The 26,304-nt window shown below is 43.2% G+C and carries 37 protein-coding genes; 29 read left to right on the top strand and 8 right to left on the bottom strand.

Features of this window, described 5'->3' with window-relative positions; all coding sequences use genetic code 11:
• Nucleotides 1-7: 7 nt before the first annotated feature.
• From NSTC745_RS31485 to NSTC745_RS31455, 7 genes are all read left to right on the top strand, one after another.
• The gene (locus tag NSTC745_RS31485) at nucleotides 8-811 is read left to right on the top strand and encodes a phage tail fiber protein (protein WP_445634520.1); all 804 of its coding nucleotides are present in this window, start codon (nucleotides 8-10) and stop codon (nucleotides 809-811) included.
• The gene (locus NSTC745_RS31480) at nucleotides 811-1,503 is read left to right on the top strand and encodes a hypothetical protein (protein ID WP_445634519.1); all 693 of its coding nucleotides are present in this window, start codon (nucleotides 811-813) and stop codon (nucleotides 1,501-1,503) included. The genes NSTC745_RS31485 and NSTC745_RS31480 overlap by 1 nt, the downstream gene beginning before the upstream one ends.
• Before the next feature lie 2 nt (nucleotides 1,504-1,505).
• On the top strand, nucleotides 1,506-1,811 hold the full coding sequence (locus tag NSTC745_RS31475) for a DUF6527 family protein (RefSeq protein ID WP_445634518.1): 306 nt from the start codon (nucleotides 1,506-1,508) through the stop codon (nucleotides 1,809-1,811).
• Between the two features lie 19 nt (nucleotides 1,812-1,830).
• Complete coding sequence (locus tag NSTC745_RS31470; protein ID WP_445634517.1) at nucleotides 1,831-2,100, top strand: Gp49 family protein; 270 nt, start codon at nucleotides 1,831-1,833, stop codon at nucleotides 2,098-2,100.
• On the top strand, nucleotides 2,097-2,510 hold the full coding sequence (locus tag NSTC745_RS31465) for a hypothetical protein (protein ID WP_445634516.1): 414 nt from the start codon (nucleotides 2,097-2,099) through the stop codon (nucleotides 2,508-2,510). The genes NSTC745_RS31470 and NSTC745_RS31465 overlap by 4 nt, the downstream gene beginning before the upstream one ends.
• 42 nt (nucleotides 2,511-2,552) lie before the next feature.
• Nucleotides 2,553-2,846 carry a hypothetical protein gene (locus NSTC745_RS31460; RefSeq protein ID WP_445634515.1) on the top strand — a complete coding sequence of 98 codons (294 nt, stop codon included), beginning with the start codon at nucleotides 2,553-2,555 and terminating at the stop codon, nucleotides 2,844-2,846.
• Nucleotides 2,847-2,950: 104 nt separating this feature from the next.
• A complete protein-coding gene (locus NSTC745_RS31455; RefSeq protein WP_445634514.1) occupies nucleotides 2,951-3,352 on the top strand; it encodes a hypothetical protein in 402 nt (133 codons plus the stop codon).
• 8 nt (nucleotides 3,353-3,360) lie between these two features.
• On the opposite strand, the gene NSTC745_RS31450 is transcribed toward NSTC745_RS31455, so the two are convergent.
• The gene (locus NSTC745_RS31450) at nucleotides 3,361-3,564 is read right to left on the bottom strand and encodes a hypothetical protein (protein WP_445634513.1); all 204 of its coding nucleotides are present in this window, start codon (nucleotides 3,562-3,564) and stop codon (nucleotides 3,361-3,363) included.
• An 83-nt stretch (nucleotides 3,565-3,647) separates the two neighbouring features.
• Entirely contained in the window at nucleotides 3,648-3,995 is a 348-nt protein-coding gene (locus NSTC745_RS31445) for a hypothetical protein (protein ID WP_445634512.1), read from the bottom strand.
• 59 nt (nucleotides 3,996-4,054) lie between these two features.
• Here NSTC745_RS31445 and NSTC745_RS31440 point away from each other — a divergent pair, with 59 nt between their 5' ends.
• The 4 genes from NSTC745_RS31440 (at nucleotide 4,055) to NSTC745_RS31425 (ending at nucleotide 6,334) form a co-directional block, all read left to right on the top strand.
• Nucleotides 4,055-4,480: a hypothetical protein gene (locus NSTC745_RS31440; protein WP_445634511.1), complete on the top strand. Its 426-nt coding sequence runs from the start codon at nucleotides 4,055-4,057 to the stop codon at nucleotides 4,478-4,480.
• Between the two features lie 170 nt (nucleotides 4,481-4,650).
• Nucleotides 4,651-5,349: a hypothetical protein gene (locus NSTC745_RS31435; RefSeq protein WP_445634510.1), complete on the top strand. Its 699-nt coding sequence runs from the start codon at nucleotides 4,651-4,653 to the stop codon at nucleotides 5,347-5,349.
• A gap of 111 nt (nucleotides 5,350-5,460) precedes the next feature.
• A complete protein-coding gene (locus NSTC745_RS31430) occupies nucleotides 5,461-5,730 on the top strand; it encodes a hypothetical protein (protein WP_445634509.1) in 270 nt (89 codons plus the stop codon).
• 1 nt (nucleotide 5,731) lies between these two features.
• Nucleotides 5,732-6,334 (top strand): hypothetical protein, encoded by a 603-nt coding sequence (locus NSTC745_RS31425; RefSeq protein ID WP_445634508.1) that lies wholly within the window; start codon nucleotides 5,732-5,734, stop codon nucleotides 6,332-6,334.
• Between the two features lie 97 nt (nucleotides 6,335-6,431).
• On the opposite strand, the gene NSTC745_RS31420 is transcribed toward NSTC745_RS31425, so the two are convergent.
• Entirely contained in the window at nucleotides 6,432-6,608 is a 177-nt protein-coding gene (locus NSTC745_RS31420; RefSeq protein WP_445634507.1) for a hypothetical protein, read from the bottom strand.
• Between the two features lie 235 nt (nucleotides 6,609-6,843).
• Between NSTC745_RS31420 and NSTC745_RS31415 the strand changes: the two genes are divergently transcribed.
• From NSTC745_RS31415 to NSTC745_RS31405, 3 genes are all read left to right on the top strand, one after another.
• Nucleotides 6,844-7,035 (top strand): hypothetical protein, encoded by a 192-nt coding sequence (locus NSTC745_RS31415; protein ID WP_445634506.1) that lies wholly within the window; start codon nucleotides 6,844-6,846, stop codon nucleotides 7,033-7,035.
• A gap of 66 nt (nucleotides 7,036-7,101) precedes the next feature.
• On the top strand, nucleotides 7,102-7,422 hold the full coding sequence (locus NSTC745_RS31410) for a hypothetical protein (RefSeq protein ID WP_445634505.1): 321 nt from the start codon (nucleotides 7,102-7,104) through the stop codon (nucleotides 7,420-7,422).
• Between the two features lie 390 nt (nucleotides 7,423-7,812).
• Nucleotides 7,813-8,010 (top strand): hypothetical protein, encoded by a 198-nt coding sequence (locus NSTC745_RS31405; RefSeq protein WP_445634504.1) that lies wholly within the window; start codon nucleotides 7,813-7,815, stop codon nucleotides 8,008-8,010.
• Nucleotides 8,011-8,150: 140 nt separating this feature from the next.
• Here the strand turns inward: NSTC745_RS31405 and NSTC745_RS31400 are convergent, their stop codons facing one another.
• From NSTC745_RS31400 to NSTC745_RS31390, 3 genes are all read right to left on the bottom strand, one after another.
• The gene (locus NSTC745_RS31400; RefSeq protein ID WP_445634503.1) at nucleotides 8,151-8,435 is read right to left on the bottom strand and encodes a hypothetical protein; all 285 of its coding nucleotides are present in this window, start codon (nucleotides 8,433-8,435) and stop codon (nucleotides 8,151-8,153) included.
• A 154-nt stretch (nucleotides 8,436-8,589) separates the two neighbouring features.
• Nucleotides 8,590-9,078 (bottom strand): hypothetical protein, encoded by a 489-nt coding sequence (locus NSTC745_RS31395; RefSeq protein WP_445634502.1) that lies wholly within the window; start codon nucleotides 9,076-9,078, stop codon nucleotides 8,590-8,592.
• 77 nt (nucleotides 9,079-9,155) lie between these two features.
• Nucleotides 9,156-9,428, bottom strand: coding sequence for a hypothetical protein (locus tag NSTC745_RS31390; protein WP_445634501.1), 273 nt, complete (start codon nucleotides 9,426-9,428; stop codon nucleotides 9,156-9,158).
• Between the two features lie 648 nt (nucleotides 9,429-10,076).
• Between NSTC745_RS31390 and NSTC745_RS31385 the strand changes: the two genes are divergently transcribed.
• The 13 genes from NSTC745_RS31385 (at nucleotide 10,077) to NSTC745_RS31325 (ending at nucleotide 20,041) form a co-directional block, all read left to right on the top strand.
• A complete protein-coding gene (locus NSTC745_RS31385) occupies nucleotides 10,077-10,259 on the top strand; it encodes a hypothetical protein (RefSeq protein WP_445634500.1) in 183 nt (60 codons plus the stop codon).
• Nucleotides 10,231-10,614: a hypothetical protein gene (locus tag NSTC745_RS31380; RefSeq protein ID WP_445634499.1), complete on the top strand. Its 384-nt coding sequence runs from the start codon at nucleotides 10,231-10,233 to the stop codon at nucleotides 10,612-10,614. The genes NSTC745_RS31385 and NSTC745_RS31380 overlap by 29 nt, the downstream gene beginning before the upstream one ends.
• Nucleotides 10,601-11,275 (top strand): hypothetical protein, encoded by a 675-nt coding sequence (locus tag NSTC745_RS31375; protein ID WP_445634498.1) that lies wholly within the window; start codon nucleotides 10,601-10,603, stop codon nucleotides 11,273-11,275. The genes NSTC745_RS31380 and NSTC745_RS31375 overlap by 14 nt, the downstream gene beginning before the upstream one ends.
• A gap of 23 nt (nucleotides 11,276-11,298) precedes the next feature.
• On the top strand, nucleotides 11,299-11,763 hold the full coding sequence (locus tag NSTC745_RS31370; protein WP_445634497.1) for a hypothetical protein: 465 nt from the start codon (nucleotides 11,299-11,301) through the stop codon (nucleotides 11,761-11,763).
• A 20-nt stretch (nucleotides 11,764-11,783) separates the two neighbouring features.
• Nucleotides 11,784-12,011: a hypothetical protein gene (locus NSTC745_RS31365; protein WP_445634496.1), complete on the top strand. Its 228-nt coding sequence runs from the start codon at nucleotides 11,784-11,786 to the stop codon at nucleotides 12,009-12,011.
• Entirely contained in the window at nucleotides 11,995-12,666 is a 672-nt protein-coding gene (locus NSTC745_RS31360) for a hypothetical protein (RefSeq protein WP_445634495.1), read from the top strand. Before NSTC745_RS31365 ends, NSTC745_RS31360 begins: the two co-directional genes overlap by 17 nt.
• A gap of 5 nt (nucleotides 12,667-12,671) precedes the next feature.
• Complete coding sequence (locus NSTC745_RS31355; protein ID WP_445634494.1) at nucleotides 12,672-12,845, top strand: hypothetical protein; 174 nt, start codon at nucleotides 12,672-12,674, stop codon at nucleotides 12,843-12,845.
• A 3-nt stretch (nucleotides 12,846-12,848) separates the two neighbouring features.
• Nucleotides 12,849-13,247, top strand: coding sequence for a GIY-YIG nuclease family protein (locus tag NSTC745_RS31350; RefSeq protein ID WP_445634493.1), 399 nt, complete (start codon nucleotides 12,849-12,851; stop codon nucleotides 13,245-13,247).
• Between the two features lie 20 nt (nucleotides 13,248-13,267).
• Nucleotides 13,268-14,770 (top strand): hypothetical protein, encoded by a 1,503-nt coding sequence (locus NSTC745_RS31345; RefSeq protein WP_445634492.1) that lies wholly within the window; start codon nucleotides 13,268-13,270, stop codon nucleotides 14,768-14,770.
• Entirely contained in the window at nucleotides 14,767-15,114 is a 348-nt protein-coding gene (locus NSTC745_RS31340) for a hypothetical protein (RefSeq protein ID WP_445634491.1), read from the top strand. Before NSTC745_RS31345 ends, NSTC745_RS31340 begins: the two co-directional genes overlap by 4 nt.
• An 11-nt stretch (nucleotides 15,115-15,125) precedes the next feature.
• Complete coding sequence (locus tag NSTC745_RS31335) at nucleotides 15,126-15,446, top strand: hypothetical protein (protein WP_445634490.1); 321 nt, start codon at nucleotides 15,126-15,128, stop codon at nucleotides 15,444-15,446.
• A 1,448-nt stretch (nucleotides 15,447-16,894) separates the two neighbouring features.
• Entirely contained in the window at nucleotides 16,895-18,391 is a 1,497-nt protein-coding gene (locus NSTC745_RS31330; protein WP_445638729.1) for an AAA-like domain-containing protein, read from the top strand.
• A gap of 102 nt (nucleotides 18,392-18,493) precedes the next feature.
• Nucleotides 18,494-20,041, top strand: coding sequence for an AAA-like domain-containing protein (locus tag NSTC745_RS31325; RefSeq protein WP_445634489.1), 1,548 nt, complete (start codon nucleotides 18,494-18,496; stop codon nucleotides 20,039-20,041).
• A 218-nt stretch (nucleotides 20,042-20,259) separates the two neighbouring features.
• On the opposite strand, the gene NSTC745_RS31320 is transcribed toward NSTC745_RS31325, so the two are convergent.
• Both NSTC745_RS31320 and thrC read right to left on the bottom strand, forming a co-directional pair.
• On the bottom strand, nucleotides 20,260-20,535 hold the full coding sequence (locus NSTC745_RS31320) for a MoaD/ThiS family protein (RefSeq protein ID WP_190954505.1): 276 nt from the start codon (nucleotides 20,533-20,535) through the stop codon (nucleotides 20,260-20,262).
• Nucleotides 20,536-20,640: 105 nt separating this feature from the next.
• Nucleotides 20,641-21,948, bottom strand: coding sequence for a threonine synthase (thrC, locus tag NSTC745_RS31315; protein WP_445634488.1), 1,308 nt, complete (start codon nucleotides 21,946-21,948; stop codon nucleotides 20,641-20,643).
• A gap of 913 nt (nucleotides 21,949-22,861) precedes the next feature.
• On the opposite strand from thrC, the gene NSTC745_RS31310 reads away from it, so the two are divergent.
• Nucleotides 22,862-25,405: a beta strand repeat-containing protein gene (locus NSTC745_RS31310; protein ID WP_445634487.1), complete on the top strand. Its 2,544-nt coding sequence runs from the start codon at nucleotides 22,862-22,864 to the stop codon at nucleotides 25,403-25,405.
• A gap of 222 nt (nucleotides 25,406-25,627) precedes the next feature.
• A complete protein-coding gene (locus NSTC745_RS31305) occupies nucleotides 25,628-26,191 on the top strand; it encodes a hypothetical protein (RefSeq protein WP_445634486.1) in 564 nt (187 codons plus the stop codon).
• Nucleotides 26,192-26,304: the final 113 nt, after the last annotated feature.

Raw genomic sequence — 26,304 nt, 5'->3', positions numbered from 1 at the left:
TTAACTCATGTCAGGCTCTTTAAGCGATTTTTGCGAAGCTCAGCTATTAAATCAGTTATTCGGTGGCGTGCCCTACAGCACGCCAAATATTTTATACTTCGGCTACATGGTAGGAGTCGCCGGGGAAACTGGCCCCGGTGCTGAGCCAAATAGCGGTGGCTATGCCCGCATTGCAGTCACCAACAACACCACAAACTTTGCAGTAACTAGCAACCAAATCAAGACTAACGCCACCGAAATTCAGTTTAGCGAGGCTTCCAGCAATCACGGACTAGTTCAAGCGATCGGGATTTGGGATTCACCCACTAGCGGCAATATGCTGGTGTACTTCCCCTTGTCTTCCCCCATCAACATCACCATTGGCGATGCCATGCGAATTCCAGTAGGGAGTCTGACTCTAACCTTTGCGGCGGGTGGATTGAGTAATTACGTCAAAAATGCCTTACTTAATCAGCTTTTCGGTAACGTCCCCTTCAACGTCATCACCACCTTATACGCTGCCTACTCCACCAGCTCTCCCACAGATGCAGTAGCCGGCACAGAACCCAGTGGCAACGGTTATGGTCGCGCGAGCGTAACCAACAACACCAACAACTTCCCCATCGCCACAGTTGGCTCTAAAATCAACGCCACAGATATTGCATGGGGTGAAGCTACGGGTTCTCAAGGCACTGCCACCCACGTTCAATTATTTGATGCATCAAGTGGTGGCAACTACTTGGGACGCTACGCTTTATCCCCAACTCAGGTAATTTCATCTGGCACCATCCCCACCATCCCATCATCTGCACTCACCTTAACTCTTGACTAATGACAAACTTTGCATCCGGCGCGATCGCATCGACTACGACCGCCGACATCGCCACTATTAAAATCCGCAAAAATCTGGGCAAGCCTGGGGTAATTGCCACAGTTTCAACTGCCAGCGTTGGGGCGTTGGGCAAAAAGCGATCTGTTCGCCCAGGTGCGATCGCTATTACGTCAAACCTGTCCGGTACGCTCAAACGGAAATTGAAGTTTCCGGCAGGTGCGATCGCCAGCGTCACCCAATCTCAAGTCAAGTTCTTCCTCAATGTCTCCCCTGTTGCCCCTCCCAAAGGTTCGCTGCATCGGGCTGACCTTAGCACCCTATTGCAACCAGGCTCAACAGCACCTACGTTTAGTGGTTCGCGGTTGGTCAAAGGAGACTTAACTCCTTTGTCATTCAAAATTCAAGGTCAAAAGCTAGAAGGACTGGAGGCTGAATTTACCGCCAAGCGCAAAGACGATCCGCTTGTCTCTCCAATCGTTAAAACTGGGTCAGCCGTCCATCAAACCGATCCGGCAATTGATAGCCAAACCAAGATTGAAACTGTGATGGGTAGTTTTAGCATCGACCCTGGCGATACGGAAGATTTTCCAGATAGCGAAGTTGAATTATCTTACACTCTCAAATTCAGCGATGGATTGGGGAGAGTTTACACTGTGGTATCTGGAAATTTCACAGTTTATTCGGCAGGGTAAAAATGAGCAAGTTGTTGCCAATTGAAGAAAACGAGCAGATTGTTGGCTACTTTTTTGATTGTCCTGGTTGTGGTATGGCTCATGCTCCCTACGTCCAACCTTACAAAAACGAGGTTGGGGCAAGCTGGACTTTCAATGGAGATTTCGACAAGCCAACTTTTGCCCCAAGCATCCTAGCTAAGATTGAGCGATCTGATGGCAAGGCAATGGTATGCCACAGCTTTGTTGTGGAGGGGAAAATCCAATTCCTTGGCGACTGTACCCATGCATTAGCAGGGCAGACAGTTGATATACCCGAACAAAACTAACAAAAATTGATATTAAATCATGAGCAACAACCGAGTAACACCAGAGCAAATAGCAACACTATTGGACAGCGCAGAAACACAAGAAGCTGTATTTTGGGGCAAAGAACTAGTAGTCAGTTTCAAGCTACCTTCAGGCTTTACGATTTGCGGTCGTGGCGCGTGTGTCGATCCTGCAAATTTTGACATTGAAATTGGACGCCGAGTCGCCAAAGAGGACGCCACGAATCAACTTTGGCAACTTGAAGGATACTTGCTTCAAAATAGACTGCACGAACAAGGCATACTGTGACCTCCCCATTCTCAGGCTTTGAAAACACCACACTTATTTTTCAGGTTGCTGACGGCACTTTCACCACCAACGCAGTCGGCAACCGTTCTTTTAACTTTCAACCCCAAATCATCAAAGCAGTCCTGAAGCCCACAACCGACACCAGCACAGTCTCACGCTATGCTAACGAGATTCAGCAATTCGCCGGCGCTGACGGCCATGCCGTACTTTTGGAAGGACATTTAGTCGAACCCCAAACTTACCCCCAAGGTGTCGAATTTTTGATGGAAGCGGATATCGAAATTCAGATAGCAATTGGCAAAAAAGAAGGGGGAAGATTTAAGTTATTACCAGTAGTTCAATCCCCTTATGTCGTGGCGATGGGGATTAATGCGATTACGCCAATTCGGGGGATATGGAGAAGAAATTGAGTACTAGATTGTGGGATAATTTATATAAATAAAAAATTGTAAATGTGGCAAAAAGGTAATTCCCAGAATCCCGAATTAGAATACTTTTACTGCACAAATGGATTGTTTGATGCGGTTTTACTGGTTAGACCCAAAGACAGCGAAGCAAGAATAGAAATTAGTCTTGCAGGTTCAACTATCAAAATTATCGAAGGGCGCGAACAGCAAGTAGTAGATGAATTTCTTCAATTTTGCGACATAGCGATCGCGGATATTAAAAGACTAAAACTAATTAATATCAAAATTGGAACAAAGGTAAAAAGCCAGATATTTAAGGACTCCTTCGGAGAGGTTTAGATATTAGAGATGGATTTATCTATATAAGAGAAGGGAAAATCAATGCCGAGATAGGCACTCGCTCAGATTTGCTTCTAGAAGAATACGAAATATTAGGTTAATTTGTGTCAAAAATCAACATTGATGTCGCAAAACTCAACTCCATCATTAACCACGCTTTTGATGTTGCAGTAGAAGCCCAAGATGAGGCATTTCAAAACGCGATCGCCTCCGACATCTGGGAATGGCCGCGTGAAACTCTACGCAACAACGGTGATTTAGTAACCAGTCCCCGTAACATTATTGACGAAGAAGAATTGATTGATTCTCTCGTCATCTCCCGTACTGCCAATGCCGCCCAATTCACTTGGGAAAGCGACCACGCCGCGATCGTTCACGACGGCGCCACCACCAAAAACGGAACTGAACTACCTGCTAGACCTTGGACTAAAATCGGTCTTGAAGAGTGTGATGCAGCGGGGATTATGCAACAACAGTTGAATAAATTGCTCTTGAAAGATTCCTGAAAAATTTTTCAAGAACTTAGCTGTTGAAGAATCGCGATCGCAATCCCATCATCCATTTTCATTGCCATTCTCAATAGCTGTTCGCTCTTAGTATTTTCCTGGAATTCTCTGACTTGCCACAACAGTCTGATGAGACGAGCAGTTTCGCCATCCATCACATGAAACTGCTCAGACAAACTGACTAATTTTTCGTTAGAAAGAGAATACTTCATGATGGAAACTACAACCTGTAGTAGTAAACTATCATGCCCAGAAGACTTGTTATATCAAGCTATATCAAGATTTAACAATATATCTAGCCAGCTTGCACTCGATATCGCTGTTCAATTAGCGGAATTACAAACGGCGTATCGAACGCATATCCTAAGCTACTTAAATCATCAACAGTTCCAACTATTTCAATTTTACGTTCGCTATACAACAAATGAGGAACGTAAAATTCATAGCTCACATCAAATTCCTGCTCTTTGTAACGATTCCAAGCGTGATGTACCCATTCTTCATCGTTCCAAGCGTAGCCTTCAAGATATTCAAATTGATGAAATGTGTTGGCGACAAACCTTGCATTATCAAAACACTTCCCAGGGTGAATGAAGCGATTGAATTCTTGACGCCATTGAATAACTTGGGAAACTTTTTTCATGTTATTAAAACTTCAAATATGGGCATCTTGGAAAGAGTAAATTTATTATAAATACTACCGTGATAGAAGCTTTAACCCTAAGAAATGATATCTTGGCAATACTCGCTAACAAATTAGGAACTTATACTTTTCCTAATAACGGCGGAACAACCAAAGCGATCGCCTGCCTCCCAGACCCAGATAAAGGCTGGAATTACCCCGAAAATGGCACAAAAGTTTCAGGACTAGAGGTGGTAATTAAACAACCATATCCCGATGTGGAATCGAATCTTGGAGGCGATCGCACCTTTGTTAATTCATGGGAAATACACCTCAAGCAATGGGATACAAATCAAAGTTTGGTCGAAATAATTGGACTATTAAGCGGTGAGTTACCCTCTGATTACTTAATAGAGAGAGTTAGCCCAATGCCCATTTCAGATAAATTGCTGACTGTAGAGCAATGCAAGATTTTTATTAGGGAGTCATTAGTCATCAGTCATTAGTCATTGGGCATTGGGCATTGGGCATTGGGCATTGGGAATGGGGTAAGGGGGAAAGGTTAAATTTATCCCTTTTCCCTTTAACCTTTTCCCCTACCTCCCCATCTCCCCATCTCCCCATCTCCCCACCCAAGGGGAACCCTGACCCCGGATCAGAATCTCCGGAGATCGAAATGAGCAAGACTTTTCAAGTCGGTGCGGGTGATAAGGTAAAGCTATATGTTGCTTTGCTGCCATTGGGCGATCGCACCGAACCAGAAGATGTGAGTATTACGGCTTCCAGTGGCATTACCTCTGCTGCAACTAGCGTGACTGTGACGGCGTTGACAGGGGCGATCGCAGGCGGGACGCCACTGACTTTTGACAATGGCACAACAAAACTGACTGTTTACTTGACAGCAGATGCGAAGGCAGGAGCCACTACCCTTGCAATTGAAGCGGCAAGCGCCGCTCTTACTGGCAGCTCTACGGCCGAGTACGTGGCGAAACTACGCTTACTTGGCGGTACTCAGTTAAATGCGAATATTAACGCCGAAAGAGCAGATGTGTTGGTATTTGAAGACCCATTAGGGTTTAAAGATGGAGCAATTACATCTCAATCTTGGGAATTGCCTTGGACTGCAAACCTGTTGACAACTGACGAAGCTTTTCGTCGTGTTTTCTATGCAGCCGCTAATGCTGTTTCTGGACGCGAGGTTTACGTTTGGCAAGAAGATGCTCCGCCTGCTGGTTACGCCAAGGGTGATGGACTAGAAGGGGCTTGCGTAGTGATGAATATGCAAAAAAATCTTCAATCAGTCGGGATACTTACTTTTACGACAACTTTCCAAGGACAAGGATCGCCAAAAATTACAAGGTTTTCGCTCGCTTAGATCGCCGCTCGATTTTGTGCAAAATCAATTAAGCGCCGCATCTCAAACCGATGTGGCGTTTGTTTTTTTATAAGGGAATTTTGAAAAAGTACACATCACCTTGCCAAACACATGGCGATCGCTCCTCCCAAAAATGACTCTCGCCTTGGCAAAGGATACTCTTATCTATTTGCACTTTTCCTGACTGCCTTAATCGCGGCTCAGTCTACAGATATTTCCTTCAAATTCAATAAGTCCGGGATTGAATTTGCCGTTTCATCACGCGAACTCAACGCCCAAATTTTCTACCCCTGTGTTGTGCTAATCGCTGGAATCTTGGGATTACCAACCGACGCGATAGCACTTGCAGTAGGACACTTTTTGAGCAAGGGGCGCGAATAATGTGGTATGGCTCAAACGATTACAGCAATGGATTAAACAATTATTCAAGCCCAAGAAAAAACGACGGGCGTACCCCAAAATTCTTAAACGATGGAACGGGAAAGACTGCGCTGTATTGCGAATCGAGCGCGACACTCCAGGGGAAAGAGCAACCTATCGCATCACCTCAATCCACGGGCAGTGTGACTATCTCATCACCCTTGACTATCTCCGAGAATTCCATACAGAATTGGTTGGGACTTTCCAAGGAACCCCTATCCGCATACCAACGCTGGAGTATCAACGCAACTCTATACTCACGCATCGCTTCGCGGTCTGGCGGCTTTGGCGTAATGGCACTAGCGATCCTTTGGGCATTTGGGACGTTGACTTGGAAGGCAACAATCAACGTGGAGCCAACTTTACAGAACTTGCATCGCGCAGCGCAGTCAAGATGGTTGCCTTAAGTGCCTTGTTGCTAGTCCACGTCCCACGGATTCCTTTGCTGCACTGGGAAAGCCAGATAGAAAGAATCGATTGGCTTGCTCTACTTCAAGAAAGGATTAGGAAGGAATTGTCAAACGATAATCACAACCTGAGAGCTTGCGTTATTTTGCAATCTTAGTTTCTGAAAAGTTTTACAGGAAGGGTATAGGCGTCCCTTGCGCGTCTCGTTCGCGCAGCGTCTCCGACAGGAGAAGAGAAGCCCGCCGTAGGCATCGCTATTCTTCTTTGACTAATTCATAAAGTAGCGATCGCACCTTTTCTTGCCAATCTGGAATCGCTTGAATTTTTGTCAACACAGATGGCTCTATTCTCAAACTTAGCTTAGCCTCTCTAGGCTCAGGTCTATCTGTGGCAAACTTACCTTGATTGTCCCTGTCTCGTACTTTTTGCATAGCTCGCCTCCATATGGTTCCATTATATAATAGAACCATGTCCCCGTGGTATAGACTTTTATCGCTACGAACAAGTAAAAATCACGAAAATTTCTATGCTAAACCCCTACACAATCCATGTCCCCGTGGATTAGAATTAAGGCATGAGAGACAACAAAGCGAAAAGTCTGAGCGGAAGCCTCTTCCGCTCAGACTTTTCAAGACAACACTACGCTCTCATCAGGAGGTGAAATGATTGACTAAATCCAATGGTGGCTCAAAAAAGCCCAATCCTGAAGACCTAGAGGTTTACGAACCCAGTTCAGTCGAGGGAGATCATGTTGGTTACTTTAAGACCGACATTAAGGGCAAAGAGGGAGACTTAGTTTCCGACGACCAGCTTCCCTCTGAGCTTCAAGAGCCTAAAAAACCAGATGAACCCGCCTAATAGGTAGTTCATCTCCCCCCAAGCCTCACTTGGGGGCTTTCCTGCTTATTCTAGGAGTATAACGCAATGGACACAGACGCGAGCGTTTACCACCCCGATTATTACCGCATAATTGAGCGCATACCTGGGGCATGGCATTTCAAAAAAGGCGAACTATTTTATAAGCGATTGCCGATTGATTTCAACGATTTTGAATTATTGTATGGCATCACTAAGCAGCAGATAACCATTGAATTATTTCGCCTTAACGGCGGGAAAATTGGTTATTATTTGGCGGATCTTCGCCACAAAAAATATTACTACTGCGGAACCGATCCGGAAGGGGTAAAACTGCATCTGCGATCGCTCGGCATTGGACGAGACGATCCGATGGAAAACGGATCTTGAAAAGTTTTTCATGAAGGGCGATCGCTCTCATCTCCACCCTAACTTCTTCATTCAAGAAGAGGACATAACCCGGCTTATGTCCTACTGCGATCGCTGTTACCTTCCTGTATCTGCAAGGTCGTGCAAAACATCTTGCACGACCTTGCGATCGCACTTCACATCGCACACAAGTTGAAAATTTTTCACCTTTTAGTCAAGAGCCGTTTATTCAGGCTAGATTAGATGCAGGCAAGGCAATCACACGGATTCGGTTTACTTCGTTTTATCGGGAGATTGGATTTGTGTAGTTGTTTTGCTGGCAGCAAGTATATGGGTTCAGTTGCACCTAAATTTTTAGGGGAAATTGAATTTGTATAGCTGCTTTACCTGTAAAAATTATTACTAAAAATTATGGCATATATTTCAACAACAACTTGTGCAAACGGAAGCTCAATTTCGGAATTGCCTAAAGCAATGGCTCTTCTTTCTGATGCACATCAAATTCTAGTGCAGCATCAGTCAAGTTTTGCTTCTGAGGGAGAGAATCCTTTGGAGCATACAAGAAAGGCTATTAAACTACTTCAAGAAATTTTAGATCGGCAGCGCTAAATCCATATTGAAATTTTGAGGTTTAAGCCAGCAACTAGCTGGCTTTTTTTAGTGGCATTTGGAAGAGACGATCTTGTGGAATAACCAATAATTCCCCAATAAATCATCCTGAAAAATTCTTCAGGATGATTTATGCTTTGTCATGAAAATCTATTAGCACCCAACGCCTTGGAAAGTCCTCCTCGAAGATTTTCCGCTTCTTTGCCGATAAAATCGTGAAACGCCGGCCAAGAGCCTTCTTGATTTCCTCTTGAAACCTGGAAGGAGATTCTGACTCCGTTCTCTTGCAGTTCGTTCGGGTGGTGTTCAAGGTAAACAACCGCATCAAAATCAACGTAGGCGATCGCATCGGTGTTGATTAGAATTCTGTGCCCGTCTTTGCTGTTCGCTTCAATGAACATTGGCTTAAAAATAATTTTACGCACACAGTCTACTCGCGATCGCTCATTAACTGCACGCCTTTTTTGGATGCGATCGCTAAAATGTCAATCAAATCGAAAATTTTTCGTAAGTCACTTACATTTTCAAAGAGCCGCTTCACCATTAACTAGCGATCGCTCTCATCTCCTAATCTCTAATTTATGCGTCTATGAATTGATGTTTATATATACATTTGCATACAGGACATTGATACATTTTCAATCCTCCAGGTGTTTCTGCTACTCTTATTAACTTTTTATTGTTGTCATAACAACCCGTACAATACCCTCCATCTCCATTTTCTTTGTAATAAAGCCCAGCTTTCAAAATTACTTTGTTCGCCGGGTCTTTTAATTTTTCTATTTCTTCTTCTAAAAGTTTTATTTTTTGCTTGTTATCAATATTTTCTTGAATTTGCTCTGCTAGCTTCATTTGAGTTTCTGCCAACTCTATACTAAGTTGACCGATGATTCTCATAAATTCGCCACGTTTTTGCGTGTCCTTTATTTCTTCAGCATATTGATTTAGTAGCTTAACTCCATCTAGAGCTGCTTTTCCTGCTGTTATTAGTTTTAATGCGTCCATAATTTCTATTTGTTTACTTATTGCTCTCTGCCCAACAACTCCCCTAACACTTCCAATAGCCATAGAATATCCTCACGGGACAGCCAAGTTTGGCAAACCCGTCTTTTATTTCCTGGAGCCGTTTTTGATTGTCAGGCACGCTATTCCCCAGTCGCTAGCTTGACAAACATTTCTTCAAAACTTATGCCTTCCTGTGCAGCCTGAAACGCAATTAACTCGCACCATTCAGGGGTAAGTCGGCGTATTGACGCACTCAATAGACTGGCGGAATCAGCTGCCACGCCCCGCTTTTTCACCGCCGCTGCCGCCTTGAGTACCCAAAAATCCATATCTGACAATTTAGCTGTTTGTATCCGCGTATCGTCTATTTTTGGGAGCTTTGAGGCTATTTCATCCCAGTTTACGCCTTCCATATTGCTTTCTCATAGCTTTTTATCTGCTGCTATACTACACTGATTTTAGAAAAAGCGGAAAATGCGGTCTTGGGGTTTCCCCAAGTAGAGCAATTTTCCAAGACAAGAGATGCGCCCGATGCTCGCAACACCGGACGACTTCCCCAACGTAGAGCTAACCTACAGAAGGAGCAATATAATTATGCACCCACGCGAACTTAGGACGAAATACAACCTAAGCTTGACTCAACTCGCATTTTTTCTGACGTGCGATAGGCGTACAGCTGAGAGATATTGTTCGCACGCCAGCGATGACCCAAGACCCCAAGTTTTTTTAACTTGCCAGCTGCTGGATTTTTACTGGCAAAGTATAGGCAGAGTGCAGCCACCACCTTTTCTTGCGCCGGCAATTTGACGGACAAAACTACGAATTTCAGTCGCTACCCGCCATTGTGCGGGTTTTTTATTATCAAATTACTGAAACATAACTGAAACACGTTTCAGTAACAGATGAATCAACGCGTTTCACACTTCACAAATCAATTTCACCTAAATTCTTCTCAATCAACCCAAAAACACCATCAAAAACCACGAAAAAGATAGGTTTGAGCCATTGAAATTAAAGCGTGAAACACGATTGTTTCAGCCTAAATATTACCCGCGAAACACATGAAAAACCCTCAACTGTATCAAGTGAGTCTAGAGGCACTCACTACCGCCAACTGTCCTAAAGAATTGTCCGAAAAAGTCTCCCGAATTGTCGCCAACGACGATGGCGGACAGCCAAACTTAGGACGCACGCCGGAAGAAACCGAGGCAGTACGTGAAGCAGCCAAGTACCTCCAAGATTGAGATTTGGGATTTCTTCGACCATCGTTCGGGAGTGCGTAGTCAGTTCGATCCGCATTTTTTAAGTAGAGAGCAATGGGCAGAGTGCTTGGGAATCGGGCGCACAACCATCTGGCGATGGGAGCAAAATATCATCCGTTTGGTAGTGGCTGTACTCAGTGAATATCAAACTGGACACGACTACCTAGACGGTTATCAACGCTTCATTCTCGCTGCCATTTACGCCTTGAAAAATGGCTATGTGGAAGAAGGCAAAAAGATGAGCAACGACGAAGTGAAAGCTTATCTGCGCTCCAAGCGTAGTGAGCTAACCAGAGATCAATTTGAGAATTGGAGGATAAAAAATGGCGTACACTAAAGCCGAATTATTTCAGCATTTTGAAGGTGAATATACCCAAGCCCAAATAATCAAAGGACTAACAGAACTAGCAAAAATTGACTCTTCAATTAACCCTGATGGCGACGAGTTCGACGAGTCGATCGTCGAGCAATTAGAAGACACTTTCTGCCTGATTCAAGATGCCGTAGACAAGCAAAAACTGCTAGCAGCAAAGGGCGAAACACTCGTGCCAGTTGAACAAATAGCAATGGAATTGGCGCAAGGACAAGCCAGCGATACACCCATTCAAGTGTTCAAGGGGTTTGTGGATATTGTGGCTGGAGAAGCGATCGCTCGTGCTGTTCTAGAGCATCAGATCTCAGAAACGGTTTACAACCAAACACTGACCGATTTAGATGTCAAATCCTTGGAAGCCAAAAATCAGCAAGCTGCTAATCGCATCGCTTTGATGAGCCACCTAATCCAAAACCCCCAAACAGTGGAGCGAATTTTAGAGGATTACGGTATCAACAGCAATGCCAATACACAAACACAATTGCTAGAAACTACCACCTCATGCACTTTAGAGTTCAACCCTGAGGAATTTCTGCTGGAGGTAGGCGCTCCAAAAAAGTCTCAGACAATCCCAGATACCCAGATGCTAACCAAGCAGCTACTCAAGCGCTATCGACAAGACTAAAAGAGTTTGAGCAAAGCAAGTTCATGAAATATTTACGCCGAAACCCGATGGTGGCTGTATTCTTCTTTGGATTGTGCGTATGCTTTGCCCTCTCATCAGGCAACATCAAATCACAATGGAATGCAGCTGCAATACTCCAACAAAAAGCCCAAGAAAATACTTCTAAGCAATGGAATCTCGCGCTATCTCAACAGCAAGCTGAAGAAGCCGCCAAAATTGCTGAAGCACGGTACACCAAAGGTTGCAAGTTAGTGGTTTCTAAAAAATCACCTAACAACTTTACTACCCTGACCGAGGGTAAATCGATTTTCGATCGCGCTCGCAACGCTCCCCTCCCTGTAGGGACTGTAGTATGCGACGCCTACGGCAATACCGCCAAGATTGTCGAAGGCGAAGTGGTAGGAGAGATTGCCTTCACCGGTAACCAGGCAGTAATTGACAAAGTAGTGAAACGTTCAAAAGCCAAATATTCTTCACCCAATTTGTAAACACTGAGCAGAGCCGAAGTGTGATGGAACAGTTTCTCAAAGAGGCAATTGGTCTAGGCTCTCCACAACTTGAAGTAGAGCCGCCCCCTACAGATGAACCCCAACCGCAGCCAAGCGTAACCCTTCGGGTTCGTGAGTTCGCTATCGACGGGAACCGCCAAGACAGCGACTCACTCACCATCTATGATTTTGGCAAGCTTTTAGCCCAAAACGAACCACCCAAAAAATCACATGGAACAAAGCAATAAAGCTCAAGGCACTCGCACCTACATCAAGCTTTTGTACTGGGCGGCGGTAATTTGTGGCATTTGGTTTGCCTATTTAAATATTGGCCCTTACGCCCAAGCTGTGAAACTTTTAATTGCCAAATCTGGAGGCGATAACGCCCTAATCAAATTGATTTATTCCATACCTATCATTAACGGCATTGCTGCCACAATCGGTACTGCATTGCACTGGTTGGTGGGCTTGGTGATTTGGATAGTCGTGCAAACTATCGAGGTTTTTCCGATTATCTTGAAGCGCGATCGCGCTTTCATACGGACTTTAATCAGCAATGCCCAATCTGCCGATAAATTCCAAATCCGCGAAAACGACGACCCAGCACTGGCCGCCTTAAAGCGGTGGTATAACCACTTCCCCACCCTGGCAATGACCAGCGCCCGTAATTTATCGATTGGGGTTTACGCCATCGATTTTTTATTTTGCTCCCTAGTCTATCCCCCTTGCGATGGGGGCTTTGGTCAATTAATGTTCATCATCATGTCGGGGCAGTTGGGGCGATTAGATTTGGCGAATATTGCCATACTGATTGTTACTTTGTTTGCAGTTGAGGCAATTGTTCGGTTCATCTTCTGGCTGGGGCAAATCACATATTTCATGAAAGCGGCACATTCGAGGTAACAAAAATGGCATTATTCAGAGTCAAAACAGACACGCGAGATTTCAGTTGGAGTAGCCATACCAAAGAAAAATCGGATAAGGAAATAGTTCAAAGTATCGGAAGAATCATGAATAAGTTGGCTGAAGCTGAACCCGATTCACAAGTTATTGAAGTCAAAGTTGTGGACAGGAATTGGTAGGTAATGACTAAAAAAGGCACAGTTTATCTCATCAATGCCAAGGGAACCAACCGCTACAAAATTGGCTATACCAATAGGCCATTCTCCGAACGACTAGCGGAGATTAATAGAGGGCAAATTCCTTACCCATTAACAGCCACAAAAACAATTTTGGTTGAAGATGCTTACACGGTTGAATTAACTTTACATCACCAGTTTGCAGGGCTTCGTAAATATGGTGAGTGGTTTGAATTTAGCAGCAGCCTACTCAAGGAAGTATGCAAGGAGATGGATAAATTGCAAAAGCAAAGCACCCCAATTTCAAAAATTACCCCTTTTTTGCTGATGATAGTGGGCTTGATAACTCTGCTCTTGCCCTTATTCCTGAAACACTGTCAACAGCCCCAACCCAAAGCTACATAATTGATTCGGCATCAAAGATAATGTCCGCGTTTAACCCCAACTCACGCCAATTAACTCCCCAGGAGTGGCAAGCTCTAGCTGCCAGCTCTATTGATAACGACAATTCACAATATTTAATTATTGGTGGGATAATTGCGGGACTGTTTGCTGCATCTGCCACAGGCTTCCCCCCTACTGGCTTATTTATTGCAGCGTGGGGATTTTACGCGGCCTGGCAAAAAACTCAAGGCATCAACCGCAATGAAACTGCCATAAACAACTATGGCTGCGTGGCTCACGTTCTTGAAGGAGATAATTTTCGTGACTTCCGCCATCAAGTAGGGGACGCGGAAGTGAATCGGCAGATTCACTGGGCAATTGAGCGCGGCTATAAATTGAGTCACGACGCTCAAGACTATTGGGAGACCTGGGGAAAGAAAACTTTTTCGCCCGTTCAAAATACTCAAGTTCTCCTACCTCCAGTCTCCCCATCTCCCCATCTCCCCGTCTCCCCAGTCTCCCCAGTCTCCCCATCTCCCCACTCCCCCATCTCCCCAGTCTCCCCATCTCCCCACTCCCCCATTATTCAAACCCAAACTTCCTACTACGCTCCCCCTAACCGCCAGGAATTCGATGTCATGGGAGAGATGGTAGGCAAAAACATCAGGAATCAGCTGATAGTAGGCATCCAAGGGGCAGGGAAAGGGATCGTGATTAGCAATGCCCTAGAAGCAGTGCGAAAATACCACCCTAACCGCAAGATTTTCGTCATCGATCCCAAAGGCAAAGCCGAGGAATCGGGCTACTGGGAGGAACGCGCTGATTATCTAGAAAGGGCAAAAATTCTTGAGATGGAACCCCATGAGGTTGTCGCGTGGGTCAAGAAATGCTTTGATTTGTACATGAAAGTTCCAGGGGAATGCTTGCTTTTTCTTGACGAAGGAACAGCTGTTGCCTCCTCGTTCAAATCCACTAGAGGGGCAATGGCTTGGCTGAAAAACAAAATTGCTCACTTTGTAAGTTTGGGCGATGGCGATGGCAGAAATTTCTGGATGGCAGTCCAGAACGGCGACACCACTGATTTAGGTATCAGCGGGGGGATGCGGAGCCAACTCAATCCCTACGTCATCATCAACCCCGAACAAATGAGCGCTTACGAATCAGTTATTAACCTTGAACTCCTACCCAAAGATAAAAAGCCATCTTCAGAGGCAATCAAAGAAATAGCCAAGCGTAGCCCTGTAGGACGCGCCCTTTACCACGGCGCCATAAATGAGTGGCTACCCATGCCACGAATGGAAAATTATTCAGGATTCGATCGCGACTCTCGCAGTTTCATCGATCGGCAAAAACCCACCTCTCAAACCGAGTTGATGCTGCAAAAGTTGAGTTTATCGCAGCAGCCAACTTTTACAGATTTCATCGCCAACGATTTGGGCTTGACGGGCGATAAAGCAGCCCAGATGCAGCAAGCAATTTTGGTGATGCTGCGAAAAAGCGATCGCCTCGACTTATTAGAAAAGAAATTTGGAGTCAACTTGTGATAATTGAATCAATACTTGCTATTTCCCTTTCTGGGCAGATCGTAATCGCCAACAGAAAACCCCAGCACGACAACGTTCTTCGGCTAACAACCGAACAGCAAGAATACATCGATCTGGCAATTTCCGCGTGCCTCGAATTACCTCCAGAAAGGCGCGAACTAGACTTGGAGTGCCAATTCAGTTATCAAGAATTGATTGATACTGCCAAAGATTTTTATCCGCCCCCAGTCTACGATCGCCCCAGTCAATGCGATAAATTTGACTTTATGGATAGACGATGGGCTAAAGAAGAAAACGAGGAATTTTTAAGGCTTAAATGCTCTAATCATCCTGCTGACGAATAGCTTACAGACTAATGCACCAAAACGAAATTCGCATCAAATTCAAAACCGATGACGAATCCGACTTGTTGACCCTCATTCGTCTCAAAGCTGACGGTGAAGGCATCTCGGTGGAAGAGTACGCAATAAACGCACTCAAAAAGTATGTAGAGGCTTCAGCACCCTCTCCACCGCCAAACCCTACGCTTTCTACAGGGCAGATGAACGAGATTCGGCGCCGTATCGGTAATGTCGATGCATCTTGTCGCGGCGAGATAGCATCACTTAGAAGGAAGATAGATGTTTTGGCAGAAGCGATCGCTTCTATCCAGTCCCAACTCGACAGCACTACCTGAAAAACTTTTCATAAACTCAATTAGCTCAAAATTAGTGCGCTAATTTTCAAACCTTATCAAAAGCCTTTTGTTATCTGCTTTCTGCCTTCTAACCTATCCGACTTGTAATCGGAAGGTCGTCGGTTCAAATCCGACTGCTGGCTTTTGTACATGTACATTCGCAAATTATTTGTCGCTATTCGCAAATTAATGTCGTTTTTCGCAAATTGTTGTCGCTTTGATTGTTTTTAGACTCAAAATTTATTGATAAGATTTTTTGCAAATTAATGTCGTTTTGTTCATAGTTGGATATCGTCGTATTATTTAGATTTAAGTTTAAGACTAAAATGTTACTTTAACAATTTAATAACTACGTTTGCATAGCCCAATTCTTCCATATTAATCATCAGAGTAAATAATTTTTATTTCTCTTTCTACGCTTGTAGAATCTCATAGGCTTACAAGTCGGATGCACCTTTCAACCCTCTCCCCTCTGAAAAAATTTGCGTGACGCAAAGACAAATAAAATAACAGTGCCTTTTTAACGCATCTATATTGAGGATGATTCTTGAAACGAGCTTATTCCTGTCTTTTCATGCAGGATAAATACTTTCAACTCATCCCTAGCCGGAATGGTGGTTGAAACTGAAATGGATGCTAGCTTTTGAATCGTTAAAATTCGTTCTTTCAACCCACCCCTAGCCGGAATGGTGGTTGAAACTCGATATCGTATTGATACCACAAGCAAGGCTCTCCATCCTTTCAACCCACCCCTAGCCGGAATGGTGGTTGAAACTCATTTTTCAATGATTCAGGTATAGGGTATTGCCTCTGCTTTCAACCCACCCCTAGCCGGAATGGTTGTACATTCGCAAAATAACTTCGCAAAACCCTATTTTCAAGCGTCTTTGTCCGATGTTCGTAAATCTTCATCGGCCATTTGTTAGCATTTTACCGCTTGCAAACACTCACTGCGGTTATGCCATATTTTGACTCCTTATATTAAGTAAGAATGCAGTATGTAATTCGTGAAGTCATTGAATAACACACTTTCTCACTGAAAAAAATAATTACAATGAAAAGGTGAAATTTTTTACTTTTTCGACCTCAATTTGTCAAATGTAAAAAATCTTTAGTCACTTTCTAAAACATACTTTTCTTACTAAAACATACTTTTCTTACTAAAACATACTTTTTATAATTTAGCAGCGTAAAATAAATTGGTATTAAGCATCAAGAAAAGCAGCAATGGCTCAACGCCCCGTTGGCGCAGCCTCTGGTAAATAAGAAAGCTAACAGCACTGTTTCATTGAGTAAAAAAGTGTTAATTTCATTCCTAGCAGGTGGTAGGCTACAAGTGTGCCTACTTCTAACAAAAATTTTTTAAAGTTTTCTTCAAGTATTTATTCGTTAATATGATATTGGTAAATAAAATGTAGTACATTTACATAATAGATTTAAAATTCTTAATACCCGTGGAAGAGCTTCTGCAAGCTGTAGAAAGAATTCTGAAAGACAAGCCTCTTGCTTCTATTCAATCGTTTGTGCTGTATCAATCTTGGTTGGGCAAAACTTACGATGAGATGTCAAAGACATCAGGCTACGGCAACCACTACATTAAAGAAATTGGCTCTCAGTTATGGCAAGATCTTTCTGTAGCCCTTGGAAAAAGAGTAACAAAAAAAAATTTGCATGTAGTCTTAAAGAAATATTTACAAGAGAGTCCCTCATCGGGAAAATCTACAACCAACAATGAAAAAAGTTTCCTTTCCCACTCCGTACAGACGCGATTAATCGCCTCAGTACCGACATCGGACAACCTTTTGCAAGCTAAGACTAGTCATCAGGGAAATCAAATAGAACAAAACTTCAAAAGACAATGTAGCTTAGAAATGGTTTTTTCCGACGCGTTCTCAGCTAACGAAATAGATTATCCTAGCGGCCCCGTACCACTTGATTCTCCTTTATACATTAATCGCCCTCCATTAGAGGAACTTATTTGTCAGGAGATATTACACCCTGGTTGCTTAATTAGAGTTAAAGCACCCAAGAAAATGGGAAAAAGTTCCTTACTCAACCGAATGATTGCTTATGCTAAAGAACGGGATTATCAAATTGTCTACTTAGACTTTCAAGAAGCCGACCAAGAAGTTTTTTCTTCCTTGGATAAATTTTTACGTTGGTTTTGTATCTATGCCAGCAGGCAATTAAACCTCCTGCCGTGTCTGGATGATTTTTGGGATACAGACATGGGCAGCAAAGTCAGCTGCAAAATTTATTTTGAAGCATATATATTACAATACATTGCTGAAAAACCTGTGGTTTTAGCTTTGAATGAAGTTCAACAAGTTTTTGAACATCCAAAGATTGCCCAAGACTTTTTGCCGATGCTGCGATTTTGGCACGAACAAGCAAAGCAAGACCAAACATGGCAAAAACTCCGAATGGTGGTAGTTCACACCACAGAAATTTATGTTCCTCTAAAGCTCAACCAATCGCCTTTTAATGTAGGAATTACAATAACTCTGCCACCATTTACCAAGAACCAGGTGCAGGATTTAGCATTGCGTTACGGGTTAGAGTGGGCGCGAGATTCCCAAGGGTCGAAACGCCTCGAACCTCTACAAGCAATGGTGGGGGGACATCCTTATTTGGTAAGCCTTGCACTATATCATTTATCTGGGGAAAAAATGACCTTAGAAATATTATTAGAAACAGCATCGACACCGATGGGAATTTACACCCAGCATTTGCGAGAATTGTTAAACTTGCTACAAAAAGAACCAGAATTAATGTCTGCGATGCAACAGGTAATAGCCAGCAATGAGAAAGTAGAATTAGATGCGATCGCTGCTTATAAACTGGAAAGCATGGGTTTAGTGCTACTAAATGGCAATCAAGCTTGTGTCATGTGTGAATTATATCGTCTTTATTTTAGTCAACAGTTTGCACGCTCAGGATGTTAATGCTTGTATATGAAACCTTGGGAGGTAAATAATTAAAATATTTATTCTTCTTCGAGAACTTCTTTGATTAAGAAATAAAACATATTTAAAGTTTAAAATCAAATGAACAATTATCGATACCAAGTTGGTGGTACCCTCACCAGTGATTCTCCTAGCTATGTTGAGCGCAAGGCAGATATAGAACTCTACCATGCTTTGAAACAAGGTGAATTTTGCTATATTCTCAGCTGTAGGCAAATGGGAAAATCCTCATTAATGGTCAAAACCAAACATCGCTTACAACAAGAAGGTTTTCGATGTGCCACCGTTGATATGACCAATATTGGTTGTGACAATATCACTCCCGAACAGTGGTACAAAGGAGTAGCAGGCGATTTATGGTTAGGTTTTCAGCTATTAGGAAAACTTAATCTAAAAACTTGGTGGCAAGAAAAAAAAGATATTTCTTTGGTTCAAAAACTTAGCCATTTTATTTCGGAAGTACTCTTAGCTCAGTTTCCTAACGAAAGACTGTTTATTTTTATTGATGAAATTGATAGTATTCTGAACTTAGATTTTTCAGTTGATGACTTTTTTAGCTTGATTAGGTTTTGCTACAACCAACGAGCAATCAATCCAGAGTATAATCGGATTACCTTCGCTATTTTCGGCGTTGCTACACCTTCAGACTTAATTTTATATCGAAATCATACTACCCCATTTAATATTGGCAAAGCTATAGAAGTAAATGGTTTCACATTTGAAGAAGCTCAACCATTAGCTTTGGGGCTGAATATTCAAGGCAATCATGCCCAAAAAGTTTTACAAGAAATGTTGTCCTGGACACAAGGGCAACCATTTTTGACCCAAAAGCTGTGTCGGCTGGTTGTAAATTTATCTCAAGACGACCTGGGTAGAAAGCTCAAAATTCCTCCAGGAACAGAAGAATTTTGGATAGAAAATGTAGTGCGATCGCATATTATTGAAAAATGGGAATCCCAAGATGAACCAGAGCATCTCAAGACAATTCGCGATCGCATTCTGAGAAACGAAGAATTCGCTGCCAGATTGCTGGGAATTTATCAGCAAATACTCCAAGGAATTAAAGTACCCGTTGACGATAGCCGAGAACAAGTAGAACTGTTGCTATCCGGTTTGGTAATTAAAAAGCAAGGTTTTCTGCAAATCAAAAACCGCATTTATGAAGAAGTTTTTAATCTAGAGTGGGTTGGCAAAAAATTAGCTAACTTGCGCCCTTACTACGAAAATTTCAATGCATGGGTAGCCTCTAAGCAACAAGATGAATCTCGCCTCTTGCGCGGTCAAGCCTTAATTGATGCCCAAACTTGGACAAATGGCAAAAGCTTAAGCAACTTAGATTATCGATTTTTAGCTGCTAGCGAAGAATTAGACAGGCGAGAAGTGCAGCAAGCATTGGAAGCCGAACGTGCCAAAGAAGTGGAAGCGCGACTTGCAGAAGAACAAAAAAGGCTGGCTCAACAAAGAAGATCTTCCCGAATCGTAGCACTTTTGCTTCTCGGTATGACCATCAAGTTAGCGATTTCTATCCTCTGGGGAATGTCGCTTTTACAAAAGATTGATGCCTTGCAATCACGGCTAAGATGTAACCAAATTGAGCATCAAGCCTCAGTCAAAACAATTTGCAATTAGCCAAACAAAAAAATAAGCCTGTCAATCACGACAAGACTACATCTGCTTAGTTTAAAACTTAGACAAAAACCTCTTTTAAACTCTGGTATTGCTGATTTCATCTATCAAAACGATTCTGCTTGATATCAAAATCACTGTAAAGACGTTGCAACGCAACGTCTCTACATTCGGGTTGATAGGATAGTTCAGCAACTTTGAACTCTAGTATATTTTCAGGATTAACCACCAGCAACGGCAGGGACTATACTGACTTCATCACCATCATTGAGGCGTGTATCTGCACCTTTTAAAAAACGAATATCTTCATCATTGAGGTAAAAATTCACAAACCGCCGTAGCTTTCCTTCTTCATCGCATAATCGTGATTTGAAGCCAGGAAAACTTTGTTCTAATGAATCCACAAGTTCAGCAATGGTATTGCCACTGGATTCTACCGTAGCTTGGTTATTTGTAAATTGTTGAAGAGCTGTAGGAACTAAGACTGTTACGGCCATAAAAGTAGAAAGTTAGAAGTGAAAAGTAAAGATTTGTCCTTCATCCATTGTTCATTGTCCTTGGTTTTAACCAATGACTAATGACTAACGACTAATGACAAATAATTAAACGAGAACTTGTTGCCATTCCAAGCGATCCAAAGTACGCGATCGCTCTAGGGCACGTTCAAAACTATCGAGCTTGGCATCAATAGTCAAAGGTTCACCAATGTAGCCTTGTACTGCTTCTTGGGTTTTCAGACCATTGCCAGTGATGTAAACTACGGTAGTTTCATCTGGATCGATCTTGCCAGCTTCTACCAATTTTTTCAGCACAGCTACGGTTGTACCACCCGCTGTTTCTGTGAAGATACCTTCGGTTTCTGCCAGCAACTTGATGCCGTCAATAATTTCTGCATCATTGACTGATTCAATGTTACCACCAGTCTTCTGAGCTATATCCACAGCATAAATGCCGTCTGCTGGGTTACCGATCGCAATTGATTTGGCAATTGTATTCGGTTTCACTGGTTTAATAAAGTCGCTCCCTTCTTTAAATGCTTGGGCGATGGGCGAACAACCTTCAGCTTGAGCGCCGCTGAAACGGACTTTCTTACCTTCTACCAAACCAACTTCGACAAATTCTTGGAAACCCTTATAAATTTTGGTAAACAGCGAACCAGAAGCTAAAGGAGCGACAATATGGTCGGGTAATTCCCAACCTAGTTGTTCTGCAACTTCAAAGCCCAAGGTTTTGGAACCTTCAGAGTAGTAAGGACGCAAATTAATATTGACAAATCCCCAGCCATGTGTATTAGCAACTTCCGAACACAGACGATTGACTTGATCGTAGTTGCCTTTTACAGCCATGAGGGTGGGGCTATAAATCAGACTGCCGAGAATTTTACCAGCTTCCAAATCTGCGGGGATGAACACACAGCAATCTAAACCGGCGTGAGCGGCGATCGCGGCTGTAGAATTTGCCAAGTTACCAGTGCTGGCGCAGGAAACAGTGGAAAAGCCCAACTCTCTTGCTCTGGTGAGGGCAACTGACACCACCCGATCCTTAAAGCTAAGGGTGGGCATATTCACGGCATCATTTTTAATATAAAGCTTGTTTAGACCCAGGCGGCGGGCAAGACGGTGGGAACGAACCAAGGGAGTCATACCGGTTCCCACATCTATAACGTTATCAGTTGCGACAGGTAAAAACGGACGGTAGCGCCAAATTGAATTAGGGCCAGCTTTAATTGTTTCGCGAGTGACGGTCTGACGCAGGGCGCTGTAGTCATACTTGACTTCCAAAGGCCCAAAGCACACCTCACAAACATTGCTGGCTTTGGGTTCATATTCCGCACCACATTCCTTACATTTCAAGGCTTTGAAAAATGTGGCATTACTGACTTGGGATTGGGTTGTGATTGCCTGAGTCATAAACTAGCTTTCCCTGTCTGTCCATCAACTGTCGCCTGATGGTAACACGAGTAAAAATACCAGTCAAACATACCCGACAAAAATAGTCGGGTATGCTTAGTAGTCAGAGTAATAATTTTTGTAAAATTTTAAGACCAATGAATTCTTGTATTTAGTATTTACACTTACTTATTTCTAGTTACAAATTCAGATCTGAGTTTGAGATATTCAGTCTTAATACTGTTGGTAGTTATGATTAAATTGCATGTTGTGTATGATTAATATGCATTTATCTGAACGATCGCCGCTCTAAATTGCTGACTAAAATGATTTAAATGACTTTTTAGGATAGAGAAAATATATAACAGCAAAGAGCCAAAAGTATTTTCTGGTATAGGCTTTAGTATTTTTTCTGTTGGATTCAAGATTTAACTTGCTGTTGATATTACAAAAATAAAGTTGAATTTTAATCTTTGATACATTCATTCACCGCTAGAGAAGTTACTTATTTCTACGGTGGACTTTTTTTGCAGCAAAAGTTACATTTCTACTTGCATAAACAATTCAGCAGTACGCAACAGTAAGTTCCCCATACTTGTGATTATTAGCCTTGATTATCAAAGGCGATCGCAAATTCAGATCGGCGAATTATTTGAAAGTATTGCTTCAACATACTTGGTGAGGAGCGTCAATAACTGACAGGATTCAAGAAGCTTGAAATATACAAACTAAGTTTCAAAACCAGGTGTTAAGCGTGTTTTACTCCTGAATTCTGATTCGGAGAATTCAGCGATTTTGCTTTAACTCCTCAAGTCTGCATTCTCAAAACATTAAAGTTTTAGGCAAATATCATCGGTAATTCTTTAAAAAATTGCCGAACTTTATCCTCTTGAAAACTCAGGACACAAGTTCAGCAAACAAACAAACAAAACCTATGGTAAAACAAAATAAATTTGTAAACAAGCAGCGTTACTGCTATCAATCCTTAATAGCAACAGCATTATTAACTGGTAGCCTTTTCCAATTTCTTGCACCTGTATTAGCTGACGGAACTACAGCGGGTACATCTATCAGTAACACAGCCACAGCAACCTACGAAGATCCCAACAGTCCAGGGACAACAATCAACGCCACTTCCAACACTGTAGTTGTCACCGTAGCGGAAGTTGCTGGTATCACGGTCAGTGCGTCTGGTGTCACAGATGCCACTTCTAGTCCTACCAATACAACAGTCCAGGTTGGTGACTTACTTATCTACACCTACACCCTGACAAACGTAGGTAACGACCCCACCCAATTCCGGATTCCTAACTTAGCTACAACAACCGGGCCGGGTACAGTTTCTGGAACATTACCAAATGGTGGTACACCTAATAGCCTCCAATACAGTACTGACGGCGGTCAAACCTGGCAAAATATCACTAGTGCTGAGGTATTCACGCCCTCGGTTTCGCCTGGTGGTACGGTATTGGTGCGCGTCCCAGTTACCGTACAGGCTGGCGCTCAAACTAATGACGTAATTACCGTTACCCTTGGTAATACTCCTGGTAATGCTCAAAATCAACTGCGGAGTCCTGATGGTGGTGACGTTTATACCGTAGATAATCCCGATGGCAGTCCTAATGAGGTACCTGGCGTACCAGTTAACGGTACGCGGGAAGCTAGCGCCACCCAGCAAATTCAGGTCGGTTTAACGGTGAAAACCTACACTTTAGCCACCGTTCTCAAGATTCGCAGCGGCTATAACAATGCTGGCACAACTGCAATTACAGATGACAAGTTGACTTATGATTTGAGTTTGCGAGTTGAGTCCAACGATCCCACAGGACAGGGGATTACACCAGCACCTTTGACGGGCACAAGCATCAATGTTAATGGTGTAGCTGGTACTTATATCTTAGTTTCTGATGCCATTCCTGCGGGTACAGATTTGGCAGCAGCGCCAACTCCGCCTCCTGGTTGGCAAACTGTTTATACAACTACCCCAGTTACAACTAATGCTAATGCTGCTAGTTGGACTACGACAGCACCACCGTCTCTAGCTTCAGTGACTCGCGTTGGTTTTATCAATAATCCAGCAACCATTACTTCCATCGCTCCCGGTACAACGGTGAATGGCTTCTCGATTCAGCTAGCCGTTGAATCAACTGCAACTTCACCCTTAACCGTCGCTAACATCGCCCAATTATTTGGTCAAACACCCGGCAGTAACTTTCCAGTATACGACGAATCCGGCGACCAAAATCCCAGCAACTATAATGGGCCGCCAGGCAATATGACCCCTCCTGCGGGTACAGATTCCAATGGCGATGGTGTTCCGGATACTCTACCGCCCGCCAGCGTTGATGATGGCTATATTAATACTCCAACAACTCCGGAAACTGGAACTGACACAGGCAACAACAACAGTGGTGATGGTACGCCAGGAGGTGAAGCGAACGTCTTCACGCTGCAAACACCTGTGACCTCCGCGATACTCAACGGGCCGCAGAATGCGCCGGATGCGACTGGGCCATCGGGTGGAACCAACGATGACTTCACCAACAAATCCTCTCTGGTTCCTGCTGGTACGGCACCTGGTAGTACACTCGATCCTCAGTCAGTCGGCTTCACCAACACAGTTAAGAACAGTGGTACTGACCCAGGCGTTTTGAAGATAGAACCAACACCACCGACAGTTCCAGGAGATTTACCGAATAATACGAAGGTGACTATTACCTATAATAGCCAGTCTGCTGTCTATACCTACAACAATGGAGCGTTTACATTATCATCTGGTACACCAATAACAATCCCTAATTTTGCTCCTAATACAACTCTTAACTATGGTGTAGAAGTTGATTTACCTCCAGGTACGCAGTTATCCACTGATATTAATAAAGGCTTCCCAGTACCCATCATTACTTCTATTGACAACTACACGACGGATAGTAACGGTGACGGAATCAAGGATACTGGAAACGATAATACCTTTGATTCATCCAACATTACTATCGATCGCGTCTACACTGGCTACTTGAAACTGCTGAAACTCTCACGAGTCCTACAAGGAACCGGGCCTGTAGTCCAAGGAAATGATGGTACCTTCAGTACTGACCCGAAAAAGCCTGCACCAGGAAACATTATTGAGTACCAAATTCGGTACAGCAATATTTCTGAACCTCAATCTGGAACTGGTAACGTGATTTTGAATGCTGACAAAGTTGTGATTATTGAAGATGGTACGCAAAGCCCCAACAACTGGGCGAAAGACAACGATGCCAGCGGTCAAATTGATACTAGCAATATTGTTGGTTCAGCTAAAGATTCTGGAAGCGCAACCATTCAATTCTTCAGCGGTAATCCAGCTACTAGCTCTGGTATCGACCAAACCGGAACTACGGTAAATACTGATGTTACTAAGTATGTGGATACTGTAACTGGCGTTATCGCACCGGGCATTGAAAGAACATTTACTTTCCAACGCAGAGTTAACTAATTCGTTGGCAGTGGGCATGGGGCATTAGGCATTGGGCACTGGTATTAATTATTCTCCTCTGCCCCTCTGCTGTCTATCCCCTCTACCCCTCCGCCTCTTCTTGACTTCACCCCTAAACCCTACTTTCCTTCCAAAGACGGGAGAGTGACTATTTTTGAGTACAAGCAGGGAAAGATAAGTCAACAATCAAGATTCTGGAAGTTTTTTGAGGTTATTTATATTATGAGGCGTGTTTTTCTTACAGGTTTCAGTGCGATCGCGCTAATAGCTATATCTCCATTTTTGGGTCAATTTCCGGGAGTTGCAAATATTTGGCATTCAGGAAGTGCCTACGCTCAAAATATCAAAACTCAAGCGCAAATTCAATTGCGTTTAGAAGCCGAAAAGCTAGTGGTGGCTGAAGATCGGCAAGGTAAACAAACCCAGAAATGGGAACCTTTGAAAGGTCAAGCTGTGGTGCGACCAGGTGATGTATTGAGGTATACCTTGAGTGGCGAAAATCAGAGCGATCGCCCAGTGAAAAATTTGACTCTGAATCAACCCATTCCTAGAGGAATGGTCTACGTACTTAAATCTGCAAATATAACTAATAATGGAAAAATCACTTATAGCATTGATGGTGGGCGTAGCTTCGTCGAAAATCCCACCGTTAAAGTTACTGTTCCTAACGGCAAAGTGGAAACTAAACCAGCGCCAGCCATTGCTTACACCCACATCCGTTTACAGATTTCGTCAGTTCCAGCAAAGACGGCAGTCAAGGCGACTTATCAAACCCAAGTGCGTTGATTGAAAGAAGAATGGAGAATTTAGAATGCAGAATTCAGAATTCAGAATTCAGAATCAACTGCACAGAGAATTTAGATCCGCTAATCATTCAAAACGACCAAATTTTCAATTTG

This window comes from Nostoc sp. DSM 114161, assembly GCF_052692665.1.
The sequence above is the reverse complement of the archived record's forward strand: the minus strand, read 5'-3'. Positions and strand labels throughout refer to the sequence as shown.